Below are 26,424 nucleotides of genomic sequence, written 5' to 3' on the forward strand. Positions count from 1 at the left end.
GTTATGGCGTACAATGTCAGGGAAAAATTGCAGGGTAATATTGCGGCTATTGAAGCAGCTATCGCCTGGGATAACGGTGCTGTGCTGACCGATGCCATGCAGCAGGCTTTACAAAGCTATGCGGGATTTGGGGGTATCAAGCCAATACTCTATCCAAAAGGCGACAAGCAGGGCTGGCTCGCTAACGGCGCGACCAAGTCCGATATGAAACTTTACCCCGAGATGATGCGCCTGCACCGCATTCTTGAAGATGCTTTTGGTGAGCAGGGCTACCATGAGGTTGTAAGCTCATTACGTAACAGTGTGCTGACTGCTTTCTATACCCCGGAAGTAGTGCCGAGGGCCTTATACGAGACGCTCAAGGAAGCGGGGCTTACGCCCAAAAGACTTTACGAGCCCTCAGCTGGTGCGGGTATTTTTATTACTGAAGCAGAGAAGGTTTTTGGTTCCTTGGAGCAAATAACAGCCGTGGAAAAGGATAAGCTCAGTGCTTTAGTATTGGCGGCTGTAAACAGCAGCAATAATTCCACAATCACCACTTTCCAAAGTCCGTTTGAAGAAGCACCGACCGATGACAACGGCACGTATGACCTTGTAGTCAGCAACATACCCTTTGGGAATTTCGGTGTTTATGATCCGGCATTCCCGGATAAGGCGTTATCTGGAAGGATACACAATTATTTTTTTGCCAAGGGGCTGGACAAGCTGGCCGAGGGTGGTGTCATGGCGTATTTGACCACCAATGCTTTTTTGGACAGCCCTTCCAACCATGCGGCTCGGGAACACCTGTTCGTAAATGCTGATTTTATAAGTGTGAGTGTCATGCCCGATAACCTGATGAGCGATACGGGCAACACCCAGGCACCCAGCCACCTGCTGATTGTACAGAAGAACTCGGCCAAGCAACGTTTATCCGAGGATGAAAAGCTACTGGTACAGTCCGTAAAAACAGAAAACAGTTTTGGCACTTACGACATTAACCGCTACCTGCTGGAACGTCCGGAGCTTATTGTTGGCAATGAAGTCAAGGCGGGTACTGACCAGTACGGCAAGCCCCACCAGGAGGTTTGGCAAAATGGTTCCTTGGACGGTATTGCAGAAAAGCTGGCCGAAACCATACGTGAAGGTTTGCAGGCAAGGCTCAGCAGTAAAAAGTTTGAAGAGTCATTACAAGACTATGTCCCAAGGGTGGATGCAAAACCTAAACTTACTTATACGGCGATGCCGCAGCGTCAGGAAATGGACGCGCCGATACAGTTAGGCCTGTTTGATACCTTGCCTGCGGAAAGCCTGGGGCGTGCAGCCGATTACATCAATGAAATGGATGCCACGGTAGTGGATAAAAAGTCGGGGCGTATCCTGAGCACCATCCGCACCCAGGACAACCCGGAGCATGAAAGTGTGATATTGGTTGCCGCAAGGATGCTAAAATCCAGGCAGTACCTGTACAAGTTGTATGCGAATGTCAAAGAGTTACAGCCGATGCCCGCCAACTGGATGAACGCGGGCCTTCTAACCCATGAGATCGCTTCGGTGTCCAACCAACTGCAAAAGTTCGGTCATGAGTACCGCTATGAGGGCGATGCACTTTTGGAAAAAGCCTTCAGGCTGAAAGAAGAGAAACCACTGGAACTTGAACTTAAGCCTTTTTATACTGAGGGTACATTGGTCGTGCTTGATGGTGCTGTAGGTACATTGCGTAATATCAGGCCGGAAACGAAAGAAGCGGATTTCTACCCGTTGGCAAGCCAGGGAAATGTTGTGCTATTCAATCAATATGTACAGCTTAGGGATATGTACAAGATACTGTTTGCACGTGAGCAGTCCGGAGTACCGGATGAGGAGCTTCGCAAAAGCCTTAATAAGGCGTACGAGGGTTTTACACGCCAATATGGGCTACTAAACCATGCCTCCAATGCCAGGCTTATCATGGAAGACAGCGCTTTTGGGATTACGATGCTATCTTCACTGGAGCGTAAAGAGGAAGGAAATTTTGTAAAAGCGGATATCCTGACGGCTCCCCTGATACAAAAGGAAGAACGCTACTATACGGATGATGTAGTCGAAGCACTTGCCCGTGGGCTCAATGAAACCGGGAAAGTGGATTTGGATTTTATTACAGCAGCGACCAGCCTAACAGGGGAAGAGGCTATACAGCAGTTGGGCAACCATATTTATCTGAACCCATCCACAGGTGATTTTGAAACCCAGGATGAGTACCTGAGCGGCAATGTGGTAGAGAAATTAGAGTTAGCTAAAGCAGCTTTGGAATCGGAACCGGACAACATACAATTCCATAAAAGTGTTGAAGCACTCGAAAAAGTTCAGCCCGAGCGAATTGGTTTTGAGTTGCTGGACTTTAACCTCGGTGAGCGGTGGATACCGGAGCACTATTACGAGAAGTTTGCCACGGAGTTCTTTGAAACGGAGGTACAGGTAAATTACTTTGAGTCGCTGGATGCCTTTAAGGTAACCATGGGACATAATACCAAGGTGGACAATGAGTATGCGGTAACCCCTAAAAGTGGCAGGACTACCTATGGCTATACCATGCTGGAGCACGCCCTTGAGAATACTGCACCTTTTTTTACCTATGAGGTAAAAGGTGTAGATGGCAAAACGTTCAGGTTGCCGGATAACGAAGCGATACAACTGGCCCACCAAAAGATAGAGTCCATACGTAACGGCTTTATTAATTGGCTCGGAGATTTACCGCAAAGCGACAAAAAGGAACTGGAGCAAAAGTACAACGATACGTTCAACTGCTACCGCCTACGCGAGTACGACGGCAGCCACCTGACCTTTCCCGGATTGGACCGAAAAGCACTCGGTATTGATGATTTGTACAGCTCACAAAAAAATGCCATTTGGCGGATCATCCAAAACCGTGGCGCTCTGGTAGATCATGAGGTTGGTTTAGGTAAAACCCTCACCATGGTGGTCGCAGCGCACGAGATGAAGCGGCTGGGTATTTCGCCCAAGCCTATGATATTGGCACTAAAGTCGAATGTGAGCCAGATTGCCAAGACCTACAAACAGGCCTATCCGGGTTCGCGGGTATTGTTTCCGGTAGAAAATGATTTTACCCCCTCTAGAAGGACACAGCTCTTCCATGAGATCAAGAATAATAACTGGGACTGTATCATACTGACCCATGACCAGTTTGGTAAAGTGCCGCAGTCGCCCGATATCCAGAAAAGTATCTTTAACCAGGAACTCGCCAGTATTGAAAAAGACCTTGATACAGTAATCGAGCTCGGCGGCGATATCTCCAAAAAGATGCGCAAGGGGCTTGAGGTACGCAGGAATAACCTGGATGTAAAGCTCAAAACCCTTGAGAGGGAAATGGAGGAGAAAAAGGACAAAGGGATTGATTTTGAAGAGATGAATGTCAGCCATTTATTTGTGGATGAGTCGCATAAGTTCAAGAACCTAACCTTTACCACACGGCACAACCGTGTGGCCGGGCTCGGCAATATGCAGGGCAGCCAAAAAGCACTTAACATGCTTTTCGCGGTGCGCACACTCCAGGACCGGTATGGCAGTGACCTGTGTGCTACATTCTTATCAGGTACCCCAATATCGAACAGCCTGACGGAGATGTACCTTATTTTCAAATATATGAGGCCGAAAGAAATGGAACGCCAACGTATATCCAATTTTGATGCCTGGGCAGCGGTGTATGCGCGCAAGACCACAGACTTTGAGTTCAGTGTCACCAATGAGATTGTAGCTAAGGAACGCTTCAGGCATTTTATCAAGGTGCCGGAGCTCGCTCTTTTTTATAATGAGATTACAGATTATAAAACGGCAAAGCACATACAACTGGACCGCCCGGAAATTTCAGAGACACTTGTCAACATACCACCCAGTCCCGAGCAGGCCGATTTTATCCAAAGGCTAATGCAGTTTGCCAAGAGTGGTGATGCACGTCTTATCGGGCGGGCACCCCTTACCCGCGAAGAAGATATGGGCAGGATGCTGATTGCTACGAACTACGCCAAAAAGATGGCTGCCGACATGCGCCTGATTGATGATGGTTACAGTGACCATCCCAATAATAAGGTCAATACCTGTGCCCGTAAAATAGCAGAAATTTACCAGGACAGTACGCCTTACAGGGGGACACAAATAGTGTTCTGTGATATCGGTACACCAAAATCTGATGCCTTTAACTTGTATGACGCACTTCGTGACAAACTCGTCAGGGATTTGGGCCTGTTACCGGGAGAGGTAACCTTTATCCACGACTGGACGGACAAACAAAAGCCCGAATTGTTCCGGAAAATGAATGCCGGAGAAATACGGGTACTAATCGGCAGCACTGACAAGGCCGGAACCGGGCTGAATGTACAGCAGCGCGTAGTGGCCATGCACCACATGGACATACCGTGGAAGCCCTCAGAATTTGAGCAGCGCAACGGACGTGGCGGACGGCAGGGCAATTGGATCGCAAAGGAACATTATGGAAATAAGGTGCAAAACTACATCTATGCAACTGAGCAGTCGCTGGATAACTACAAGTTTAACCTTCTAAAGAACAAGCAGACGTTCATCAGCCAGATGAAAAATTGCGAGCTGAATGTCCGCACGATCGACGAGGGTTCGATGGATGAGCAAAGCGGTATGAACTTTTCGGAGTACATCGCCATACTTTCCGGGGATACCTCGCTACTTGAAAAATCAAAGCTTGAAAAGAAAGTAGCCGTTTTGGAAGGGTTACGCCTGGCACATTATAAGGAACTGGCAGTTAATAAAAACCAACTCGAATATTTGAATAATGAGAAAGAATCGAAAACTGCCACATTACAGAAACTGCAGGCTGATGCGCTTTTTTATAAAGACCGGCTTGTCTATGATGCGGATGGCACAAAAGCCAACCCGCTACTTTTGGAAGGCCGGCACATCACAAGCCCGGATGATGTAGGCAAATTCATCATACAGCTTTACAGGGAGTGGACACCACAGCCCGGAGAGGCAGACGGCAAACATATTGGCTCTTTGTATGGTTTTAACCTGTATATCAGGCATGAACGGGAGATGTTTAGGGAGGGAGACCGTTACAGCTTTAAATACTCAAACGTATTTTTTGCCCAGCGCGAAGTTGATGGTGTCAAATACACCTACAACAAGGGCGCACCCAATATTGACAACCCAAAGCTGGCGGCACGGTACTTCCTCAATGCGATTGACCGGGCAGAGCCACTGAGTGATAAATATGCCAAGGAAGTGGAAAACATCAGCAGCCAAATCCCTAAGCTGGAAAAGCTCTGTCAAAAGCCATTTGAGAAAGAAGCGGAGTTACAGGGCATGAAAGTGCAATTGGCAGCTCTTGAAAGGGATATAGCCTTGAAGATACAGGAAAAGCAGTTGCAGTCTGAAGATGGTATTTCCGGCGATCAAAGCCAAAAAATACCGGATAACGGGCAAAGTGCTATTGAAGTGAAGGATGAAAAACCAGCCAAAAGGAACAGGATGGACGAGAAAATGTACGCCCAAATGCGCAAGAACAACCGAATGAAATTTTAAAGTTATGGCAAGCGTATATCAAGTAAATAAAGGGATTAATCAAAGTATTGAATTTAAAGGGCTCAAGGCGCAGTATATCTGGTATCTGGGCGGAGCGGTCGTAGCCCTGATGGTAGTTTTTGCCATCATGTACATTATTGGGCTTCCATCGTTGGTTTGTATTGGTGTAATCGGAGTGGCAGGAACCTTATCGGTAATGCACATCTACCGCCTCAGTCATAAATATGGGGAGTATGGACTTATGAAAGCACTGGCCAAAAAGCAGCTTCCCGGAGTACTGAAATTGAAAAGCCGAACGGTATTTTTCTTAAACCAAAAAAGCAAGTAATATGGAAAAGGATATCGAAAAGATACTGCCCATTATGGCTGTAGAGCATGATTGTATTCTGTCAAAGCAGGGTGATGTAACGATTGTATTTAAAGCAGCGTTGCCGGAACTTTTTACCCTGTCGGATCAGGAATATGAGGCGTTCCACCAGATATGGCTCAAGGCATTAAAAGTCTTACCTAAGCATACAGTATTTCACAAGCAGGACTGGTTTTTGGAAAGCCATTATAAAGCTGATTTTTCAAAACAGGACAACAGCTTTCTTTCACAGAGCAGCGAGCGATTTTTTAATGAGCGACCTTTCTTAGATCACAGCTGCTACATCATGCTTACCAAAAAACCAGAGGGACGTAAGAGCGTAAACTCGATATTTTCCAGCCTGCTCAAGCGCAGTATAGTCCCGGAAGAGACTTTAAATCCTCAGCTTTTGCAAGATTTTTTAGACAGTGCCGGACAGTTTAAAAGGATATTAGAAGACAGTGGATTTATAACCCTGCAAAGGCTTACAGAAAAGGAACTCTCCAGCAGCCATAGCAATATGGGATTTATTGAGCAGTACTGTCTCTTGGCCGAGCGCCCGCATCCTTTTGTCTTTGGCGACATTGCCTTTGAAGATGGCTTGCGTGTAAACGATAAGTACAGCCAATTATACGCCCTTGCCGATGCGGCTGACCTGCCGGGCCTTTGTGGTTCCCGTATTAATTACGATAAATATTCCACTGACCGTACCAAGTTCAGTATCGGTTTTGCTTCAACACTGGGGCAATTGTTATCCTGTAACCATATCTACAACCAGTACCTTTTTTTGGATGACCCGCAAAAGACCATCCAGAAAATGGAAGCAAAAAGGCTCAGGTTACAATCGCTTTCGGGTTACAGCAGAGAAAACAGTCTAGCCCGTGATGCCACTAATGATTTTTTGAATGAGGCGATTAGCCAGCAACGCCTTCCGGTCAAAGCCCATTTCAATATACTTGCCTGGACCGATGCTAAGGATAAGCTGAAAGACATAAAGAATATGGTATCCTCAGCCCTGGCGCAGATGGATGCGGTGGCGCGTCAGGAAACCGTGGGTGCACCACAGATATGGTGGGCCGGTATGCCCGGCAATGCGGCGGACTTCCCGATGAATGACACTTTTGACACCTTTGCCGAACAGGCCGCCTGTTTTTTTAACCTTGAAACCGGTTACCGCTCATCACTTAGCCCTATGGGCATCCGCTTGGGCGAGCGCCTAAACGGTAAGCCTGTACATGTAGATATTAGTGATGAACCGGTAAAGATGGGCATTTGTACTAACCGTAATAAGTTCATCCTGGGCCCATCGGGCAGCGGCAAATCGTTCTTTACAAATCATATGGTAAGGAGCTATTATGAGCAGGGAGCCCATATTGTTCTGGTGGATGTCGGGCACAGTTACAAAGGACTGTGCGATATGGTAAACGGTTATTATTTCACGTATACCGAGGCCAATCCCATACGCTTCAATCCATTCTATATCGGGGAAGGCGATACTTTGGATACTGAGAAGAAAGAAAGTATTAAGACGCTGCTTTTAGCACTATGGAAAAAAGATGATGAAGCCTTTAAGCGTAGTGAGTACGTTGCGCTGTCAAATGCCATTGGCGGCTATTATAGCTACCTGAATAACAATGAAGGCCTCTTCCCGAGTTTCAATTCGTTCTATGAGTTTTTAAGGGATCATTATGTAGCGGTATTGGAAGGTGATAAGGTAAAGGAAAAGGATTTTGATGTGGATAATTTCCTGTACGTACTGCGCCCCTATTACAAAGGCGGTGAGTTTGATTATTTGTTGAACGCCACCGAAAACCTGAACCTGCTTCAGGAACGCTTCATCGTTTTTGAACTCGACAACATCAAAGACCATCCCATACTGTTTCCGGTGGTAACCATTATCATTATGGAGGTATTCATCAACAAGATGCGCAAGATGAAAGGCATGCGCAAGATGATACTGATTGAAGAAGCTTGGAAAGCCTTAATGAAAGAGGGCTTCGCGGAATATATCAAATACCTCTTTAAGACGGTACGTAAGTTCTTTGGTGAGGCTATTGTGGTAACCCAGGAAGTGGAGGATATCATTTCCTCGCCGATTGTAAAGCAGGCGATTATAAACAACAGTGACTGCAAGATACTGCTCGACCAAAGCAAGTACCAAAACAAGTTTGACCAGATACAGGAGCTGCTTGGCCTTACCGAAAAGGAGAAAGCATTGGTGTTGTCGGTTAACAAAGCGAACGATCCGTCCCGCAAGTACAAGGAAGTCTTTATTTCCCTTGGTGGGGTACTCTCGAAAGTTTACCGTACAGAGGTGTCGCTGGAAGAATATTTGGCCTATACTACCGAAGAGACCGAAAAGGTAAAAGTACAGGCCTACGCCCAAAAATTTGGAGGGGACATTAAAAAGGGCATTGCCGCCCTGGCTAATGAAATGAGGAATACAAAATAATACCACGATGGTACAAAAGAAGATTTTAATAGTGATGCTAAGCCTTACCCTGTTGTTTTCATCGGTAATGCCTGTAGCAGCGGCTCCGGTAGTTGCGGCAGAAGCCAGTAGCGCAGCCGCGTTACCATTGCTGACCATTATAAAGGAAGCCTTAAAGAAAATTATCAAGGCCATTGACTTGCGAATCCAGAGGTTACAAAACAAAACGATCTGGTTACAGAATGCTCAGAAGCAGATTGAAAATGCCTTGTCAAAGCTCAAATTGGATGAGATATCCGAGTGGACGGAGAAACAAAAGGAACTTTACAAAGGCTACTATGAAGAGCTTATGAAAGTAAAGGCCATGGTTTCGTATTACCAGCGTATCCGTGATATTGTGGATAAGCAGCAGCGGCTTGTCAGCGAATATCAGGACGCATGGGGGCTTTTGCAGCAGGACGACCATTTTACCAGTGATGAAATAGCTTATATGGAAAAAGTATACAACGGTATACTGGGTGAAAGCATAGAGAATATTGATGTGATTTTTATGGTTGTTGAATCCTTTACCACTTCTATGAGCGATGCTGAGCGCCTTGAAATGATTAACGCAGCGGCAGACCGTATTGAAGCAAATTACGACGACCTCAAACTGTTTAACAAACAGAACATGCTGCTTAGCCTGCAACGTGCGCGCAGTAAAGCGGATGTGGATTTAATCAAAAGAATGTACGGATTACCTTAAAATCAAAATGTTATGAAAAAGATGATGCTGATGATACTGCTTTTTGGATGTATTGCAACTCCGGTACAAGCGCAGAACAAAACGGTGAAAACGATGATGGAACAGATTGTTGCGCTACAGGTCTATATCGGTTATGTGCAAAAGGGCTACTCCGTTGTAAAGAAAGGGCTGGATGTAATCGGGGATTTTAAAAGAGGTGAATTTAACCTGCATACCGATTATTTCAATGCACTGGCGCATGTCAACCCGGAAGTACAGGGTTATGTAAGTGTCGGTAAGACGCTGCTCCTGCAGGGAAGGATATTGGAACGTTGTGGTGATACAAGGGATTTCCTGCAAGGGAATCAGTACATCCGTAGCGATGAAATGGACTATTTGGAACGTGTTTTTGCGAGGCTGTTGGATGACTGCCAAACGGTACTCGACGAACTGGAGGCGGTTACGACCGACAACCAACTGACCATGAAAGACAGCGAACGCCTTGAGCGCATAGATGTCTTGTATGAAAAGATGCTGGATGCATATAACTTTTGTGAACAGTTTACCGGTGAGGCCAAAGTACTGGTCCAGTCCCGCAAGAAGGAGAATGTAGATGCGGAAATGGCCCAAAGGTTACAGGGACTTTAAAAAGCATGCGTATGAAAAAGTTAGTGATATTACTATTGGTGCTGCTGTTACCTTATAGCAAGGTAAGCGCACAGGCGCAGGAACTGCAACAACTGGCGCTTAATATTGAGAAGCTTGCACAGTTCAGGCAAATTCTAAAGGACATGAAAAAGGGTTATGAGATACTGACTAAGGGTTACAACACCGTAAAGGACTTAACCCAAGGTAATTTTAGCCTGCACGAAGCCTTTCTGGATGCGCTGCTTGAAGTCAGCCCAACCGTCCGTAATTACAAACGCGTAACCGAAATAATCGAAATGCAAATCAAGTTGATTAACGAACAGGGCAATGCCTTGAGCCGTTACCAGGGAAGTGGCAACTTTAACGGAGATGAACTCTCCTATATTGGCAGGGTGTATGATAATCTGGTGGAACAAAGCCTGCGTAACCTTGATGAGCTTTTGGTCGTAGTCACCGCCGGGCAGGCGCGCATGAGCGACAATGAACGATTAGAAGCCATCGACCGTATTTATGAAGATATGCAGGACAAGCTTATGTTCCTAAGGGACTTTAATAACAATACAACCGTGCTTTCCATCCAGCGTGCCAAAGAGCATCATGACGTACAAAAAATGGAAAGACTGCATGAATTAACCCCTTAACAATTTGGCTTATGAAACGATATAGAACGGTTGCTTTTACAGCAGCCCTGGGACTCCTATTCCCAATTGGAGCCTTCGCCCAAGGTATGGCCGATGAGATGCAGAGCTTGCATGGGGTGCTTGAGGAACTTTATGATGAAATGATGCCCTTATGTACTAACCTTATGGGTGTTGCCCAGGGCATAGCCGGGTTTGCTGCATTGTGGTATATCGCCTCCCGGGTATGGAAGCACCTGGCAGCGGCAGAACCAATAGATTTTTACCCGCTCTTCCGCCCATTTGTACTGGGATTCTGCATCACGATATTCCCTTCGGTGTTGGCCATGATAAACGGGGTAATGAAACCTACCGTTACTGCTACTGCTGCTATGGTCGAGAATTCCAACCAGGCCATTGAAGTATTGTTGCAAAAGAAAGAAGAAGCTATTATGAATAGCGATGTCTGGCAGATGTATGTAGGTGAAGACGGTAGTGGCGACCGCGATCGTTGGTATAAATATACCCATGATGATGCCGACCCGGATGACGAAGGTTTTTTTGAGGGTATCGGCAATGATATAAAGTTTGCTGCAGCCAAGATGTCCTATAATTTCAGGAATTCGGTAAAGGAATGGATGAGCGAGGTACTTCGCATATTGTTTGAAGCAGCTGCGCTGTGTATCAATACCCTGCGCACCTTCCAGCTTATCGTATTATCAATATTAGGGCCTTTAGTATTTGGGCTTGCGGTCTTTGATGGCCTGCACAATACCCTAAGCGCCTGGCTGGCACGCTATCTAAATATATTCCTCTGGCTGCCGGTAGCCAATATCTTCGGGGGCATCATCGGGAAGATACAGGAGAAGATGCTGGAAATTGACATTGACCAGATTGGGAACTATGGGGATACCTTTTTCAGCAGAACTGACATGGCCTATATGGTATTTATGATCATCGGTATTATCGGCTACTTTACAGTACCCTCGGTAGCCAATTACATCGTCCATGCCGCCGGAGGCAGTGCCCTAACGCAAAAAACAACAAGTATTTTAAGTGCAAGCTACAGTACCGCTGCCAGTACTTCGGCAAGTGCCGGGCAATATACCACCGGAGCGGCAACTGATGGGGCGAAACTCGTGGTAGATGGAGCGAAAGCAACAGGACAGGGCGCGGCAATGGCAGGAGGATATATGGCAGATAAACTAAAAGGAAATTAAAACCAGAGGTTATGTTTACAAAAATGAAAAACATCGACAGCGCATTCCGGTATGTGAGAATTTTTAGCCTGGTATTAATTATCTGTAGCCTTGGTGTTGCTGCCCTCAGCCTGTATAAGAGCTTTAGCCTGGTGTCCCGGATGCAGGGCAAGATCTACATACTGGCTAATGGTAAAGCTATAGAGGCCTTCGCTGCGGACCGAAAAGACAACATACCGGTAGAGGCGCGTGACCATGTAAAGACATTCCATACGTTCTTTTTTACCCTTGACCCGGACGAGAATGTAATACGTACCAATATTAATAAGGCCCTAAACCTTGCCGACGGTACTGCTAAGAGGGTGTACGACGACCTTAAGGAAAAGGGTTATTATGCCGGGATTATTTCCGGGAATATCAGTCAGGGCATTGAGGTTGACAGCGTACAGGTGGATATAAAAAGCTATCCCTATCACTTCAGGTGCTACGCTACCCAGCAGATCACAAGGGCTACAACCACTGTTACCCGCAGCCTGATTACCGAAGGTGCGCTCAGGAATGTGTCGCGCAGCGACAACAACCCGCACGGCTTCCTGATTGAACACTGGGCTACCATAGAGAACCGTGATATTGCTACTGAAAACCGAAAATAAGGGCATATGGTATTTTGTAAGCAAAAGAAACAGGAAACACCAACAAGCCCGGTAGCAATTTGGCTCGTTGAGAAAAAAAGGAATATAAAAGAATGGTGGGTGAGGCAAATGGTAAAGCTGGCTGGTAGACTCTCGATAAGCCAGCAAAAGATAGTACTTATTGTGCTCTGCCTTTTTTGCTGTGCCTACAGTAGCTTTTTAGTCATAAAAGGATTTACTGTTGTCAATCATACGAAAGCAATACCTATTCATTCGATTTCAAGGCCTGATTCGCGTAAGCCTATTATTAAATGTGATGGGGATGAGAGTGACGAAATAGCACGTATGAAACACTTGCTTTTTGTCATGGACAGCCTTAAGAACACCCCAAGTGGAAAACCACAGTACGACAGTATAGTGCGTTACCGACCGGGACTTTTAGATACTTTGAAAATGTTAGAAGAATATTACAAAACAAAATAATTAGGATTATGGAAAAGAAAGTATTGACCCCGAAAGATTTAAGGCAGCGCAAATTGTTTTTAATGCTGCCGATTATGGCTTTGCCATTCCTTAGCCTGTTCTTCTGGGCTTTGGGTGGAGGTTCAACGACAGCGATCGCTGCTACCTCGCCGTTAGAAAAAGGTTTCAACGCCAACCTGCCCAATCCAAATTTCAAGGATGACAAAGCGCTGGATAAGCTGAGTTATTATGACAGGGCAATGGAAGATTCACTAAAAGGAAAAGCTAAAAATGAACGCAGCGCAGCCTATTTAGGGTCAAACAAAGCGTTTCAGGAAGACGACAACCTTGTGCAGGAACCCATTCAGAAAAAGCCTTCATCAAGAGAGTTAAACAGTATGGCTTACCGCAGCCCGGCTGAAGAAAAAGTACATGCGCGCCTTGAAGCCCTTCAAAGGGCACTGGACAATCCAGCACTACAGCAACCGGTAAAGAATAAACCAACGGCCAGATCGCAGCAAGCAGGTACAAATCCTGAAATTAACCGCCTTGAGTCAATGATGGCATCGATGAACCAGCCATCCGAAGCAGATCCTGAATTGCAACAACTCGGTTCCATGTTGGAAAGGATAGTTGATATCCAGCATCCGGAACGTGTACAGCAACGCCTTCAGGAGCAATCTGAACAAATGCGTGGGCAGGTATTTCCGGTAAAAGCCTCCGGTAACCCTGAAAATGTATCGGTACTGGAAAATGGGGTTCGCAATTTTGGTAGCATAAACAATTACCAAAGTCATGGTTTTTATTCGCTAGACAATGAAATGGTAGACAACAATGTTGGCAATGCCATTACAGCGGTCGTACATGAAACACAAACCTTGGTAAATGGTGCCGTGATCAAAATCAGGCTAACAACTGACATTATGATAAATGGTATTACAATTCCTAAAGACCACTTTGTTTTTGGCACAGTTTCCCTAAAAGGAGAACGCCTTACCGTAAACATCGAGAGCCTGCAATACGATACTTCAATCTTTCGGGTAGATCTTAAGGTGTACGATATGGATGGCATGGAAGGGATCTATATTCCCGGAGCCATTGCCCGCGATGTTGCCAAAAGTTCTGCTGACCGCTCGGTACAATCCCTGGGTGTAACCACTATTGATGATTCGTGGTCGTCCCAGGCGATGGGAGCTGGTATCGAAGCAGGTAAGACATTGCTCAGTAAGAAAGTGAAACTGGTAAAAGTTATGGTTAAGGCCGGATACCAGGTGCTATTATATGATGAAAAAGCTAATAAGAAATAACTCCGATACTATGAAAAAGTTTATTGCAATTGTGTTGGTAATGCTGTCTGCATTAACCATTCAGGCACAGGAAAGTGCCGCTTCAGATTATGTACAAATAAGACCTGAATCATTAACTATCGCTGTAGGCAAAACAACAAACCTTATTTACCCTTTTGCCATCAAAAGCGTAGACCGTGGCAGTAGGGATGTGCTGGTGCAGAAAGCCAAAGGCCTGGAAAATATCCTTCAGGTAAAGGCCGGGAGGGAATGTTTTGAAGCCACAAACCTTACCGTGATTACGAGCGATGGGAAATTGTATTCCTATAGCGTAGGTTATAATGAATCTACTACCCAGCTTAACCTTGATTATACAAATGGCAAAGTAAATGCTACACAAGAATACAATGAGGCACTGGCAAAGGAGTTAAGTACAACAGCTGCATTATTGAAAAGAGACATCTACGGTATAACGAATGGCAATGACGGAGCAAAATTATTTGTAGAGGGATTTTATGTGCACGAGAACCTTTTTTTCTTTAAAGTCAGGATTAGAAATAAAACAAATATTAACTATGATATCGGGCAGTTGAGGCTGTTTATAAGGGATCAAAAGAAAGCCAAGCGAACAGCATCACAGGAAAATGAAATTGAACAATTGTATGTATACAATCCTGTTTCTGTAATAAAAGGGCTGACGGAAGAGACTGTGGTAATTGTCGCCCCGAAGTTTACAATACCTGATAAAAAGGAGGTGATCCTGCAGGTTATGGAGAAAGATGGAGGCAGGCACCTGGAAGTTAGAGTGAAAAACAAGACTGTAGTAAAAGCCAAGCATCTATAAAATGAAAATTAGCAGCAGTCAATATAGAGAAATTTTGGACTATCTGGTAGAACAAAATTGGGGCGGGAATGTAGCGGTGGCATTCCCTAATGATTCCAGACCAGTAAGTAAAGATGAACTTGTCTGTTTTGAAACATCTTATGACGCAGCAGAATACTGCTACGAAATGTCCACCGACATAGACTTTTATGAATTTATGGGTGTCAAGACTATATACCGTACGATGAGTGAGGCTTTAAAAGATGAAAACTTACTTCTTACAGATGCCGGATTGGTAGATATTTCAGCAATGGTCACTGCCCGTTTACAGCGCCTCGAAAAAGAAAATAATAATCAAAATAATAAAGTTATGAACGAGAACAATTTCAATTACCTGAAAGATCAGGTAAAATATACAGGCTTCGGAGATAGTCTGGAATATGAACTAAGACAGAAAATTAACCAGCAATTACCTGAGTTTAAGTTAATCTACAATAACGAATATGGAAAAGATAAAGTTGAGGCCACGCTCAACTTTAAAAAGTCGGAACAGGGTGATATGTATTTCTTTAATTCCTATAACGTTAAACTTCAAAGGGAAAATGCCGATGTGCTGCAGCAAAACATATTTGTCAACAATAAAGGCACAATTACCATGAAGGAAGCTTATAACCTGTTAAGTGGCAGGTCTATTAATAAAGACCTGCAAACGAAGGAAGGCCAGGATTATAATGTTTGGATTAAGTACGACTTCAAAAATACAGATGATCGCGGAAATTACAAACAACTCCAATACGGCAAAAACTACGGCTATGATATTGAATCACAGCTTGCCAAGCATCCTATAAAAGAGCTTCTAAATGATCAATATAAGGCCGAACTAATTGACTCGCTAAAGAAAGGAAACCTACAGGCTGCTACTTTCCTGAAAGAAGGACAGGAAGTTAAGCAGTACATAGAAGCAAACCCGCAATATAAAAATATCAATATCTACGATGCTAATTTACAGCGCGTTGATGCCAAGCGTTCTGTCAGCCAGGAACAAAATGAAGGCAAAGAGCAATCGGCCAAGAACGCAAAGGCTAGTAAGTTGGATAGCGATAGTGAGCCTGAGAAAAAAGAAAGTAAGAAAAGGCAGCAGCGTATTTAAAGCTATGAAGCCCATGGATGTACTTTTTAATTTTTGGGAGAGTGTAGTGAAAGACCCCCGTATAACGATGCGGCATGTAGGCTTATATGCCGCTTTGTTATGCATTTGGAGAAAAATGGGGAGTAAAGATCCGCTTTGCCTGTACAGCCATCAGGTTATGGAGTTAGCGAAAATAATTACTCAATGTACGTATCACCAATATATAAAGCAATTGGCGGAATACGGCTACATAAGGTATGAGCCCTCTTTTAAGAAAAATCAGCCCAGCAAAATTTTCCTGCTCCCAGACCTTGATATTATGAGAGAGAAAATATAGATCTTAAATAAGATGTAATTATGAATGAAGTGGTAACAAAAGAAGATTTGAGGCAATTTGGTTTGTTAATGATCAGTAGTTTTCGAGAGGCTCTCACGGAGGTGATGCCAAAGGATAAGACGGAATTTAGCCTCGAATGGGTTAAAAGTAAAGTTGTGAGAAAGTTGCTTGATATGTCTCCCGCCTCACTGCAAAACTTACGGGTAATGGGAAAAATTCGCTTTAAAAAGGTCTTGGGATCCTATTATTACAATAAAAGTGATATTGAAAAATTATTTAATGATGATCAACGAAATGGGAATAAGTGATTTAGCAAAAATTCTTAGATTGCTTGAGGTGGATCATAGGCTGAATGCCTGGCACATTTCTATGTTGTATGCAATAATTGTCCTGGCTTTAAAGCAGAATAAAAAGACTGCCATTAGAGTGAGTAGGAGTAAGATTATGGCGTTATCCCATATAAGTACAATTCCTACTTATCATAAATATTTTAAGGATCTTCAGGCTTTTGGCTATATAATTTATAGACCGTCCTACCATCCAATACTTCATAGCGAAATAGATTTTGCAGGCAATCTCAATAAATAGATTGCCTTTTTTTATTAAAAGTAGTTATATATCGGTATAAATGAATCTTGTAATATACTGTATTACGGTGAAATACCGGATGATTTGTGGCACTTTTTTAGAATTTTGGCGGTGCCACATATAATTGTACTTCGCAAAATATTCTCCCGGAAGATGGAGATTTATTTAGCAGATAATCTCAATAATTAGGTCGTATTTTGTATATCACTTACAATATTAAAAGTCGAATTCGTCATAATATTTATTTATAACTAATTGTATATTTTACGATTATATACAAAGTGTGGCACTTTATTAAAATCTTTTCGGTGCCACAAAAAGTTCTACATCGAAGATATTTCCACAATATATATAAAATAAAGCCTGCATTTAATGGCTGCAGGCTTTACTAATTATGATACATAAAAGCATAAAAACTTTGAGACTATTGAATTGCAAGTTTTGATTTCAGATCCGCAATTTCCTTTCTTAATTGAATTATAATTTCATTATTATCTAATAATTGCCTTTCGTCAGGGTCGGTTAATCTATCTTTTAATACTTCCATTTCCTTTCCTATTGCCATTTGTTCAGTAATTGCATATTCTTCGGTCTGTTTAACGGAACTATGCCCGAGCATCTCCTTAACCACATGAATAGGGACACCATTGGCTAGGGTGACAGTACTACCAAATGTTCTTCGAGCTTTATGGGTATTAAGACTGCATGTAAGCCCGCATAATGCTGCAATTTCTTTTAAATATTCATTCATTTTTTGGTTTGAAGCCACAGGAAGTACAGTTCCTCTTATCTGGCATACAGGGTCTTCTCTATAGCGTTCCATAATTTTAATGGCCTGCGGCAGTAATGGCACGTGAAAAGGGCTTGCTGTCTTTTGACGTGTTTTAATGATCCATAACTTTCCATCAATACCATTTTTAATGTCACTATGCTTTAGATTAAATACGTCTACGTAAGCCAGTCCGGTATAGCACTGAAAAATGAATACATCCCGTATTACACTTAATCTTCTGGTTGCAAAGGTGTAGCCCTCTATTGCCGTAAGTTCTTCGAGGCTTAAGGGACTTTTAAGAACTTTCGTCCTTTTGCCTTTAAAACTGGCAAAGGGGTCTTTCTGAATTATTTCCCTGTGCAAGGCTCTAATTACCATCTTTCTTACATAGGTAATATGTTTTAGAGTCGTATTACTGTTGCAGTGCTTTACCGTCTTGAGATAGAATTCATAGTCTTTTATGAATTCATATTTCAAATCCCTGAATTCGATATCTTCAGTACGATATTTAAATTCAATGAATTCTTTTACGTGGTTTTTTGCCACTACAAACCTCTTATGTGTACCAATTGCGTATTCTCCGGTACTTACAAGAGCTTTCAATTCATCATTGTGTTGTTGGAATTCCTCCAGTAACTTCGCCCTTGAAACATCTCTTCCGAGTACGTAATCAATAATGCGCTGCGCAGTTATAGTATGGGAATTCAATATTAGCTCTGCCTTAAATTGAACGATTTTATTGGTGAGTGTATCAAGATAAAAATTAATTGCCTTAGCGTCTTCCTTATTGCCTGTAGCTCTGCAAGAATGCTGGTCCCAACGTTTAACATCCCATTTTTGTTTAGTTGATGTCTCTTTCGCTATACCATCAACTGTGATCCTCAAATAAATTAATCTCTGGCTTGTCACCTTCTTGGGTGACTTTAAAAAAAATGTGAGCCTAAAACTGTTCTCTAACATAATTCAACAATTTAATTAAACATAAAGGTCGAACTATAGTATTTTAAAATCAAGTCGTTAAGCAGTTTAACTGCTTGGTTAACAGCTGTGTAAGCTAAAAGTTGTGGCGCTTTTTTTCAAAACTCCAGGTGCCACACTACTGCCACAATATTTAGGAGCTTTTTTAAAAATATTGCGATATGCTTAAAACTAAAAAAAGCCTACAAACTGTTGATTTGCAGGCTTTTTGAGCTTTTTTGAAATAAATTCGCTATTTTAAAAACAGCTAAAAGTGACCACAATGGGATTCGAACCCATACGCCTTGCGGCACCACCCCCTCAAGATGGCGAGTCTACCAATTTCTCCACATGGCCGATAGTAGTAAATATAAACAAAAAAAGTTAAGCGATGTGCTTAACTTCTTTTAGTGACCCGGCTGGGATTCGAACCCAGGACCCCATCATTAAAAGTGATGTGCTCTACCAGCTGAGCTACCGAGTCTCCGCATTTCAGTAAGTGTCTTCTTGTGACCCGGCTGGGATTCGAACCCAGGACCCCATCATTAAAAGTGATGTGCTCTACCAGCTGAGCTACCGAGTCCAATAAATCAAAGTGTATATCACTTCCTGAATGCGGGTGCAAATATACGGATGTATTATTTATTTATCAAAGCGTTTTTATTATAAATTTGAGTTTTTTTTGACTAATTTCTTCAATCGCCTGTTTAGTAAAGGCTTATTAATATGAAAAAGATAATTTTATGTGGGTACATGGGTTCCGGAAAGACCACAACAGCCCGATTATTGGCTAAAGCTGCCGAAATTGACTGTCTGGATTTGGATGAGGTGATTGAAAAAAACACCCAAAAAAGCGTTTCGGACATTTTTAAGCAGCAGGGTGAAATACAATTTCGACGTTTGGAGCACGAAACTTTGACCCAACTTTTAGATAGCGATACTGATTTTGTACTGGCTTTAGGTGGTGGTACACCCTGCTATGCAAACAATCATTTGCTGCTGCAGCGCGAAGATGTAATATCTATTTACCTTAAAACCGGGATAGCCGAAGTAATACGCCGTACTAAGGCGCAGGGCAATACACGCCCGCTACTGGCAGGAAAGGAAGGGGAGGAGCTGGAATCGTTTATAGGGCAGCACCTTTTTGAGCGTAGTTATTTTTATAACCACGCCCGTCATGTAGTAAAAACCGATGGAAAAACGCCCGCACAGGTAGCCGACGAAATTATGAGCCTGCTTTAGCGCAGTGCCGCATAAGGCTCGGTGCCCTCAAGCTCTACTATTATGTGCTCCATCATGGAGGTAGAAAGCGATAGTCCCTTAAAGTCGGCTTTTACGGGGTATTGTTTGTGGTTACGGTCTACCAGTACCGCCGTTTTGAATTTCTTTAGGGGCACATCAAGGAAATGTTTTACACCATATATAAGCGTTGTGCCGCTGTTTAGCACGTCGTCTACCAGTATTAGTGCTTTATTAGCATATTCGTCTGCTGTAAGCGATGTTTTAACCGGCTCCTGGGGTTGTTGCTTATTTATGGAAACTTCGCACAGTATCGGCTTTATATCCGATATTTTGGCAAGCTCAGTGGCTATCATCTGCGCAAAAATATAGCCGTTATTAGCTATTCCTGCTATAACCACTTCGGTTTCGTCTACAAAAGTTTCGTATATCTGGTAGGCTATACGCCTAGTTTTATATTCTATTTCCTTGCTGTTTAGGATAACATTCATAGTTGTTGTGTTGTTATTTTTTTTCAAAGATAAAAAACAGTTCCCTGTCCTGTCTTGGTTTTATCGAATTTTGGGCTGTCTGTAGCGTTTTTATATGAAACAGATTGCCAAACAGGGTGTTGTATTCGTCTGTGCTTCCGCCAAAGGGTGGGCCTTCCTGTGTAAGTGGAAAGTTAAAAAGCAACCCTGCCAGTATGCCGCCCGGTTTCAGTAAGCTGTGCATTTTGGCAACATATTCACTTCTCAACGCCGGATCCAGCGCACAGAAGAAGGTTTGTTCTATAATGATGTCGTATTGCCCCTCGTGCGCAAAGAAATCTCCCAATATAAAACATGAAGCCTCTACCTGTGGCAGGCGGGCAATGGCATTTTTAAGCGGGCTTTCGGCTATATCCAGCATGTAGGTATTGGTAAACCCGTTATTGATGAGGTATTCAAACTCATGTCCGTTGCCGGCACCCGGTACCAGTATATGAGCCTTTTTGTCGGTGAGGCTGTCTACTAAATCTTTTATCGGGGTGGTAACGCGCTTGGCATCCCATTTAGCATCATCGCTTTGGTAGCGGTTTTCCCAGTAGTTTTTATCCAGCTTAGTCATCGGCTAATAGTTCATCGGCATCCGGCCATTCATCTTCTCCGGTATAGTCGTCCAGTTCACGGCGGTCTTTTTTGGTAGGGCGGCCCGTACCTTTGGCGCGGTAGTGTTCTTTGCTCAGCTTCAGTAGTTCCAGGTGGGCAAAGGCTTCGGCAGGGGTTTCGTCCTTACGGTACATATCTACCAGTTTAGGGCCTACACGGTTTGCCGGTATGTCTAATACGCTCAGTATATAATTTATCTGGTCGCGGCGCACGGTTACTTTATCACCCGGAAACACATCACGCGATGCCTTTGCCTGCTGCCCGTTTACGGTTACATGCCCTTTTTGTATGGCCTGTGTGGCTATACTGCGGGTTTTGTAATAGCGCACGCACCACAAATATTTATCAATCCTCATACTAATTCTTAAAAATCGGTGTTATTACCAACACAAAAATACGGGAAAATCGTATCTTGCACCCTTGAAAAAAAATTAATATGAAGAGATTTTTACTGGCAATTGCCTTGGTAACGGTGATAGGCTTTACGGCTTCGTGCCATAAAGACGACAACAATGTGACTCCGCCACGCGACTATACCGAGCAATATGCCTCTGAAAAAGACAGTATAGAAAAGTATCTTAAAAACCACTATATTAAGAGTGTAGATGCCGAATTTAATATAGTGCTGGACAGTATAGACAATCCCGCTTCACAGGTGTCTATATGGGATCAGCAACAGTACCCACTGCAGTATGTAGATTTTACGCCTTCGGCTCTTGCAGGTAACAGCGAGTCTAAAAACATAGTTACTTATCGTATTTATTACCTTAGCCTTAATGAGGGTGCAGGTGATAAACCTACTCGTGCCGATGATGTACTGGTATCGTACAGAGGGCACCTGCTTGATGATACCATGTTTGACTATGACCCTTTTCCACAAGCACCGCTTAACCTTTACGAAGATGTTTACGTAGCAGGCTGGAGGGAGATATTGCCACTGTTTGGCGCTGGTACGTATGTAGATGAGCCGGGTAGTATAGACCCTGCGCACTTCGAAAACTACGGTGCGGGTGTTATGTTTATACCTTCGGGCCTTGCGTATTATAACTCGTCAAGTGGTCTTGTAGGATCGTATGACAGCCTTATATTTAGTTTCAAGCTATATGCCGTAGGCTACACCGATGCTGATAGCGATGGTATAGAAAACCGCTATGAGTATGGTATGAGCCCGGGTACCGATATAGGCTATGTAGATACCGATGGCGATGGTTACCCTGATTATATAGATGCCGATGACGATGGCGATGGCAGCTCTACTAAGTCTGAGTTATACATTTCTAATGGTAACTCATACACCTTTGATAATGTACCGAGCTGCGACGGTAATACTACCGATCCTAACCGCAGGAGGATATACCTTGATGCTGCCTGCCGACAGGCTCCATAATACAATAAGCCTTATAACGAAAAACTCCTGCCCACAGCAGGAGTTTTTTGTATGTTAGTGTTTTTACTGTTGGCGGGATTTACTTTATCCGAGCCATCGGGGTAGGGAAACGTATTCACTGCGTTTTTCACACACCGTCGTTGCGAGCGTAGCGCGGCAATCTCATAATGCTTTAGTGTATTTAAGCACGGATTACAAATTAGCTATCGAATTATGGGTGTGTATATCCTATTATTTCAATTTTACCGCTTGTTTTTTCTTCAAAAGAGAACACAAAATCAACATTTGTTTCTGTAATTCTAACTGTTATTTGTTTGTCAAAACTCAATTCGCGAGTAATAGCCCACTTTACTTTCTTTTTGTTCAGGAACTTTAAGAAGTCCTTAAATCCTAATCCTGATACTTTAATGTTTTTGCCGAGTAGAAGTTTTCGTTCGTAAGTGTCTATTTGCCAATAGTACAGCTTATCATCGATGAAACAGAACTCAATATTTTTGTAAGTAATGATTTTTTGATTTGTAGTTTGTTCATTTATAAAATAATCATTTAGGTATTCATCTAATTGTTCAAACAAAATTTCAGGGTATATGAAAATCCCATTTATTTTTAATCCTTCATACAGAAAACTACTGATGTCCATGTGACTGATTGATTTTCGCTAAAATTAAAGAAATTACAGCAATCCCTGACGCACCTTCAAAACAAAAAAATCCCGAAGCTTACGCCCCGGGACCTTCTTAACTATCAAAAAAACTAAATTATTTCTTTCTCGAAATTGCTTTTTCGGCAGCGGCAATAATGGCTTCGCTGTTAAGGCCGTATTTTTCCATAAGCTGTTCCGGTGTACCGCTTTCGCCAAAGCTGTCTTGCACGGCTACAAACTCCTGCGGTGCAGGGTGGTTAAGCGATAGCACACGTGCTACGCTTTCACCAAGACCTCCCATAACGTTGTGTTCTTCGGCAGTAACCACACAACCGGTTTTACCTACTGACTTCAGGATAGCTTCCTCGTCCAGCGGCTTAATGGTGTGGATGTTTATTACTTCAGCAGAAATGCCTTTAGCCTCAAGAGCTTCAGCGGCAACCAGCGCCTCCCATACCAAGTGGCCTGTAGCTACAATGGTAACATCAGTACCTTCGTTTAGCAAAATGGCTTTACCAATAACAAACTCCAGTTCGCCGGTAAAGTTTGGTACTACTGGGCGACCAAAACGCAGGTATACCGGGCCGTGGTGTTCGGCTATGGCAAGGGTAGCGGCTTTAGTCTGTGCATAGTCGCAGGTATTAATAACCGTCATGCCCGGAAGCATTTTCATAAGGCCAATGTCTTCCAGTATCTGGTGGGTTGCACCATCTTCGCCCAGGGTAAGGCCTGCGTGGCTGGCACATATTTTTACGTTTTTATCTGAATAGGCAACACTCTGACGAATCTGGTCGTATACGCGACCGGTAGAGAAGTTAGCAAACGTACCGGTAAACGGTATCTTGCCGCCCAGCGTCATACCGGCAGCCATACCTATCATGTTGGCCTCGGCTATACCCACCTGAAAGAAACGCTCAGGGTGGTTCTTTTTAAAATCGTCCATTTTTAGCGAGCCGATAAGGTCGGCACACAGGGCTACCACATTTTCATTGGTTTGCCCAAGTTCGGTAAGGCCTGCGCCAAATCCCGAACGGGTATCTTTACTTCCTGTATTGGTATATTTTTTCATTGTAATTTCAGATTTATGATTTCAGATTTATGATTTCAGATTTCAGATTGCCACTCATCGTTTATATTGCGGGAAAAATTCCGGTATGAGTGAAGCTCAATCTAAAATCTGAAATCTGAATTCTTAAATACTAATAGTCTCCTAGTGTTTCGGCGTTTTGTTCTAAAGCAGTAGCTAATTGTGCATCGTTTGGTGCTTTACCATGCCAGGCGTGGGTGTGCATCATAAAATCTACACCGTTACCCATTTCGGTATGCATAAGCACTACTACCGGTTTACCGTTAAAGGCTTTTGCCTTAGCATCGGCCATACCGGTAAGGATAGCATCAATATTGTTACCTTCTGCAATTTCTACCACTTCCCAGCCGAAAGCGGCAAACTTAGCGCTAATGCTGCCCATGGGCAATACTTCGTCGGTAGGGCCGTCTATCTGCTTACCGTTAAGGTCAACAGTAGCAATAAGGTTGTCTACTTTGTAGGCAGCAGCATACATAATAGCTTCCCAGTTTTGTCCTTCCTGAAGTTCGCCATCGCCGTGTAGGGTATACACAATATGGTTGTCTTTGTTTAGTTTTTTGGTTTGTGCTGCACCTACAGCCACGCTCATTCCCTGGCCCAGTGAACCCGATGCCACGCGTACGCCCGGAAGGCCTTCGTGTGTGGTAGGGTGGCCTTGCAGCCTTGAGTTTAACAGACGGAACGTAGCCAGTTCGCTTACCGGAAAGTACCCGCTGTGTGCCAGTACGCTGTAAAATACAGGCGATATGTGTCCGTTACTAAGAATGAAGATGTCTTCGTCCTTACCGTCCATATCCCAGCCGTCTTTGCGGTCCATAATGCTTTGGTACAGGCTTACCATAAATTCGGCGCAGCCCAGAGATCCGCCCGGGTGGCCGCTGTTTACGGCGTGTACCATGCGCAGAATATCGCGCCTTACCTGTACGGTTAAATCGTTTAGTTGTTGTGTGTTAGGTTTCATTTGTCAGATTAAATTTAACGCTGCAAAGGTAGCCCTATTTTCCGCTTTGGCAAACAAAAGTTTGTGTTTAACTTGTTGAAAATCTTTTAGTTATAAGTGTTTTATTTACACTTTTGTAAGTTGTTGTTAAGCAGTGGCTAAGCGTTTTTTTACGGCAATATGTAATTGTGTTTGAGTAAAATGTACCTTTATAAATGAATTGCCTGTGAAGTTAACCCACCAACTATTTTATTATGAGTATCAAGTTCACCTTTTTAATTTTCCTGTTTTTGTCCTGTTGTTTATCCTTTGGGCAAGCTAAACAACCTGCAATAAAAGTATACCTTAAGGATAACTTAACCGAAAAATACGTTACCCGCGCAAACGTTATGCTGGAAGGTGACGGCGTAACCCCTATAAAAGGGAGATATTATAGCAGGGAACATTACTATTATTTTGACAGTATCCCTGCCGGGTATAATACCGTAATGGCTTACCATAAAAAATATAATGAGAAGGGTTTTCAGGATATTAGAGGCCTTCCTGGTTCTGTAACATTAACTCTACACGATAAAAAAAATATTTGCTATCGTTTTTTAGATGGTAAATCACCTTATCATGATTATCTTCTATGGGATACCTATGTAGAAGATCCGTTTAAAATTATTGTTAGGCCGGAAACCCCGATGGGGTATAATGAATTTAAAGATTTTATAATTCGGAAAATTGCGGAACAGCAACTTAATATTGAATTGATTAATCCTTTCTATGAAGATATGAAACTGTATTTGCCGGATGTGAATGGAGGAGAACCATATCCTTATATTAGTGAAAACAATGAGGTACGCAGTATTCGGGTAAGCCATATTTTACCAGCATTAGATGGTGGATCTACCCTTTTGAGAGATATATACGTACAAAATATATGTATAATTTTCAGGAAAAAAGACGGTTCAAAATTTAATCGGTTTAATGATCCTATCATTAAAGTTTTAAAAGATCAAGACCTGGATGTTTACAGTGTACTGCTTATAAAAAATAATCGAGAGGATTCTTATTTAGTTACCTCCCGCAGGCAATTTAAAATCAGGGATAAAAAAAACTATGAATATAACAGGGAACGCGTTATAGATTCCTCAAAGTTTTTCTTTTACCGCAATTATTTTCCTAATACCCGTAAGCCTTGGTGGATATTTAAAAAGGATTCAGGTTTTGTTGATTTTGGATTTGAACCTTTTTCGGCTGAGTTCATACCAATACTTAATGATTGCTATAAAATTCCCGAAAGTACGTTATGGGATCAGGAAAATGAGTTCAGGAAACTTAAAAGCATACCGCCACAGGAAAAATCCATCGGCTTAGGAATCTTAGATCAATATGAATATTATGGTACTCTTCCCGTTTCAGTAAAAGAGCCTGAAAGTGACGATGATTGAAACAGGACTATGAAAGGTGCTTTGTATTGCTGTAAAATTATGCTACTGTAGAAAAATAAAATCCCGAAATTAGCCCTCCTAA

At 43.1% G+C, this 26,424-nt stretch carries 23 protein-coding genes and 3 tRNA genes; 16 read left to right on the forward strand and 10 right to left on the reverse strand.

The window, feature by feature from the left end:
- Positions 1–3 precede the first annotated feature (3 nt).
- The 13 genes from ACLI1A_RS12640 to ACLI1A_RS12700 all read left to right on the forward strand — a co-directional run bounded on the left by ACLI1A_RS12640 (position 4) and on the right by ACLI1A_RS12700 (position 16,471).
- A complete protein-coding gene (locus ACLI1A_RS12640) occupies positions 4–5,529 on the forward strand; it encodes a helicase-related protein (RefSeq protein ID WP_411409037.1) in 5,526 nt (1,841 codons plus the stop codon).
- A gap of 4 nt (positions 5,530–5,533) precedes the next feature.
- Positions 5,534–5,857, forward strand: coding sequence for a DUF4133 domain-containing protein (locus ACLI1A_RS12645; protein ID WP_411409038.1), 324 nt, complete (start codon positions 5,534–5,536; stop codon positions 5,855–5,857).
- A 1-nt stretch (position 5,858) separates the two neighbouring features.
- Complete coding sequence (locus ACLI1A_RS12650; protein WP_411409039.1) at positions 5,859–8,327, forward strand: TraG family conjugative transposon ATPase; 2,469 nt, start codon at positions 5,859–5,861, stop codon at positions 8,325–8,327.
- 7 nt (positions 8,328–8,334) lie between these two features.
- On the forward strand, positions 8,335–9,051 hold the full coding sequence (locus ACLI1A_RS12655) for a conjugal transfer protein TraI (RefSeq protein WP_411409040.1): 717 nt from the start codon (positions 8,335–8,337) through the stop codon (positions 9,049–9,051).
- A 12-nt stretch (positions 9,052–9,063) separates the two neighbouring features.
- Complete coding sequence (locus tag ACLI1A_RS12660; protein ID WP_411409041.1) at positions 9,064–9,678, forward strand: hypothetical protein; 615 nt, start codon at positions 9,064–9,066, stop codon at positions 9,676–9,678.
- A gap of 11 nt (positions 9,679–9,689) precedes the next feature.
- Positions 9,690–10,319, forward strand: coding sequence for a TerB family tellurite resistance protein (locus ACLI1A_RS12665; RefSeq protein WP_411409042.1), 630 nt, complete (start codon positions 9,690–9,692; stop codon positions 10,317–10,319).
- Positions 10,320–10,330: 11 nt separating this feature from the next.
- The gene (traJ, locus tag ACLI1A_RS12670) at positions 10,331–11,515 is read left to right on the forward strand and encodes a conjugative transposon protein TraJ (protein ID WP_411409043.1); all 1,185 of its coding nucleotides are present in this window, start codon (positions 10,331–10,333) and stop codon (positions 11,513–11,515) included.
- An 11-nt stretch (positions 11,516–11,526) separates the two neighbouring features.
- Entirely contained in the window at positions 11,527–12,147 is a 621-nt protein-coding gene (traK, locus tag ACLI1A_RS12675) for a conjugative transposon protein TraK (RefSeq protein WP_411409044.1), read from the forward strand.
- 6 nt (positions 12,148–12,153) lie between these two features.
- Positions 12,154–12,609: a hypothetical protein gene (locus tag ACLI1A_RS12680; protein WP_411409045.1), complete on the forward strand. Its 456-nt coding sequence runs from the start codon at positions 12,154–12,156 to the stop codon at positions 12,607–12,609.
- A gap of 8 nt (positions 12,610–12,617) precedes the next feature.
- On the forward strand, positions 12,618–13,895 hold the full coding sequence (gene traM, locus ACLI1A_RS12685) for a conjugative transposon protein TraM (RefSeq protein WP_411409046.1): 1,278 nt from the start codon (positions 12,618–12,620) through the stop codon (positions 13,893–13,895).
- A gap of 10 nt (positions 13,896–13,905) precedes the next feature.
- Entirely contained in the window at positions 13,906–14,718 is an 813-nt protein-coding gene (gene traN, locus ACLI1A_RS12690) for a conjugative transposon protein TraN (RefSeq protein WP_411409047.1), read from the forward strand.
- A 1-nt stretch (position 14,719) separates the two neighbouring features.
- Positions 14,720–15,847, forward strand: a complete 1,128-nt coding sequence (locus ACLI1A_RS12695) for a hypothetical protein (RefSeq protein ID WP_411409048.1) — start codon at positions 14,720–14,722, stop codon at positions 15,845–15,847.
- Positions 15,848–16,183: 336 nt separating this feature from the next.
- On the forward strand, positions 16,184–16,471 hold the full coding sequence (locus ACLI1A_RS12700) for a DNA-binding protein (RefSeq protein WP_411409049.1): 288 nt from the start codon (positions 16,184–16,186) through the stop codon (positions 16,469–16,471).
- Positions 16,472–17,175: 704 nt separating this feature from the next.
- Here ACLI1A_RS12700 and ACLI1A_RS12705 read toward each other — a convergent pair.
- The 4 genes from ACLI1A_RS12705 to ACLI1A_RS12720 form a co-directional block, all read right to left on the reverse strand.
- On the reverse strand, positions 17,176–18,483 hold the full coding sequence (locus ACLI1A_RS12705; RefSeq protein ID WP_411409050.1) for a site-specific integrase: 1,308 nt from the start codon (positions 18,481–18,483) through the stop codon (positions 17,176–17,178).
- A 272-nt stretch (positions 18,484–18,755) separates the two neighbouring features.
- Positions 18,756–18,837 (reverse strand) — tRNA-Leu (locus ACLI1A_RS12710).
- Positions 18,838–18,891: 54 nt separating this feature from the next.
- A tRNA-Lys gene (locus ACLI1A_RS12715) sits at positions 18,892–18,964 on the reverse strand.
- A 26-nt stretch (positions 18,965–18,990) separates the two neighbouring features.
- Positions 18,991–19,063 (reverse strand) — tRNA-Lys (locus ACLI1A_RS12720).
- A 143-nt stretch (positions 19,064–19,206) separates the two neighbouring features.
- Here ACLI1A_RS12720 and ACLI1A_RS12725 point away from each other — a divergent pair.
- Positions 19,207–19,722 carry a shikimate kinase gene (locus tag ACLI1A_RS12725; RefSeq protein WP_411409051.1) on the forward strand — a complete coding sequence of 172 codons (516 nt, stop codon included), beginning with the start codon at positions 19,207–19,209 and terminating at the stop codon, positions 19,720–19,722.
- Here ACLI1A_RS12725 and ACLI1A_RS12730 read toward each other — a convergent pair.
- Genes ACLI1A_RS12730 through ACLI1A_RS12740 form a run of 3 tightly spaced genes read right to left on the reverse strand, consistent with a single transcriptional unit; the run spans position 19,719 to position 21,205 of the window.
- Positions 19,719–20,210, reverse strand: a complete 492-nt coding sequence (locus tag ACLI1A_RS12730) for a phosphoribosyltransferase family protein (protein WP_411409052.1) — start codon at positions 20,208–20,210, stop codon at positions 19,719–19,721. The two genes, ACLI1A_RS12725 and ACLI1A_RS12730, sit on opposite strands and share 4 nt — an antisense overlap.
- 13 nt (positions 20,211–20,223) lie before the next feature.
- Entirely contained in the window at positions 20,224–20,808 is a 585-nt protein-coding gene (locus ACLI1A_RS12735) for a methyltransferase (protein ID WP_411409053.1), read from the reverse strand.
- Positions 20,801–21,205, reverse strand: coding sequence for an RNA-binding S4 domain-containing protein (locus tag ACLI1A_RS12740; RefSeq protein WP_411409054.1), 405 nt, complete (start codon positions 21,203–21,205; stop codon positions 20,801–20,803). Before ACLI1A_RS12740 ends, ACLI1A_RS12735 begins: the two co-directional genes overlap by 8 nt.
- 80 nt (positions 21,206–21,285) lie before the next feature.
- Here ACLI1A_RS12740 and ACLI1A_RS12745 point away from each other — a divergent pair, with 80 nt between their 5' ends.
- Positions 21,286–22,236 (forward strand): FKBP-type peptidyl-prolyl cis-trans isomerase, encoded by a 951-nt coding sequence (locus tag ACLI1A_RS12745; protein WP_411409055.1) that lies wholly within the window; start codon positions 21,286–21,288, stop codon positions 22,234–22,236.
- A 211-nt stretch (positions 22,237–22,447) separates the two neighbouring features.
- On the opposite strand, the gene ACLI1A_RS12750 is transcribed toward ACLI1A_RS12745, so the two are convergent.
- The 3 genes from ACLI1A_RS12750 to ACLI1A_RS12760 all read right to left on the reverse strand — a co-directional run bounded on the left by ACLI1A_RS12750 (position 22,448) and on the right by ACLI1A_RS12760 (position 24,927).
- On the reverse strand, positions 22,448–22,876 hold the full coding sequence (locus ACLI1A_RS12750) for a hypothetical protein (protein ID WP_411409056.1): 429 nt from the start codon (positions 22,874–22,876) through the stop codon (positions 22,448–22,450).
- Between the two features lie 118 nt (positions 22,877–22,994).
- Positions 22,995–23,948, reverse strand: coding sequence for a transketolase family protein (locus ACLI1A_RS12755; protein ID WP_411409057.1), 954 nt, complete (start codon positions 23,946–23,948; stop codon positions 22,995–22,997).
- A 130-nt stretch (positions 23,949–24,078) separates the two neighbouring features.
- Positions 24,079–24,927 carry a transketolase gene (locus ACLI1A_RS12760; RefSeq protein WP_411409058.1) on the reverse strand — a complete coding sequence of 283 codons (849 nt, stop codon included), beginning with the start codon at positions 24,925–24,927 and terminating at the stop codon, positions 24,079–24,081.
- A 233-nt stretch (positions 24,928–25,160) separates the two neighbouring features.
- On the opposite strand from ACLI1A_RS12760, the gene ACLI1A_RS12765 reads away from it, so the two are divergent.
- Positions 25,161–26,342, forward strand: coding sequence for a hypothetical protein (locus ACLI1A_RS12765; protein ID WP_411409059.1), 1,182 nt, complete (start codon positions 25,161–25,163; stop codon positions 26,340–26,342).
- Positions 26,343–26,424 lie beyond the last annotated feature (82 nt).

This window comes from Flavobacterium sp. RHBU_3 (assembly GCF_046613565.1).
In the GTDB taxonomy this organism is placed as follows: Bacteria; Bacteroidota; Bacteroidia; order Flavobacteriales; family Flavobacteriaceae; genus Flavobacterium.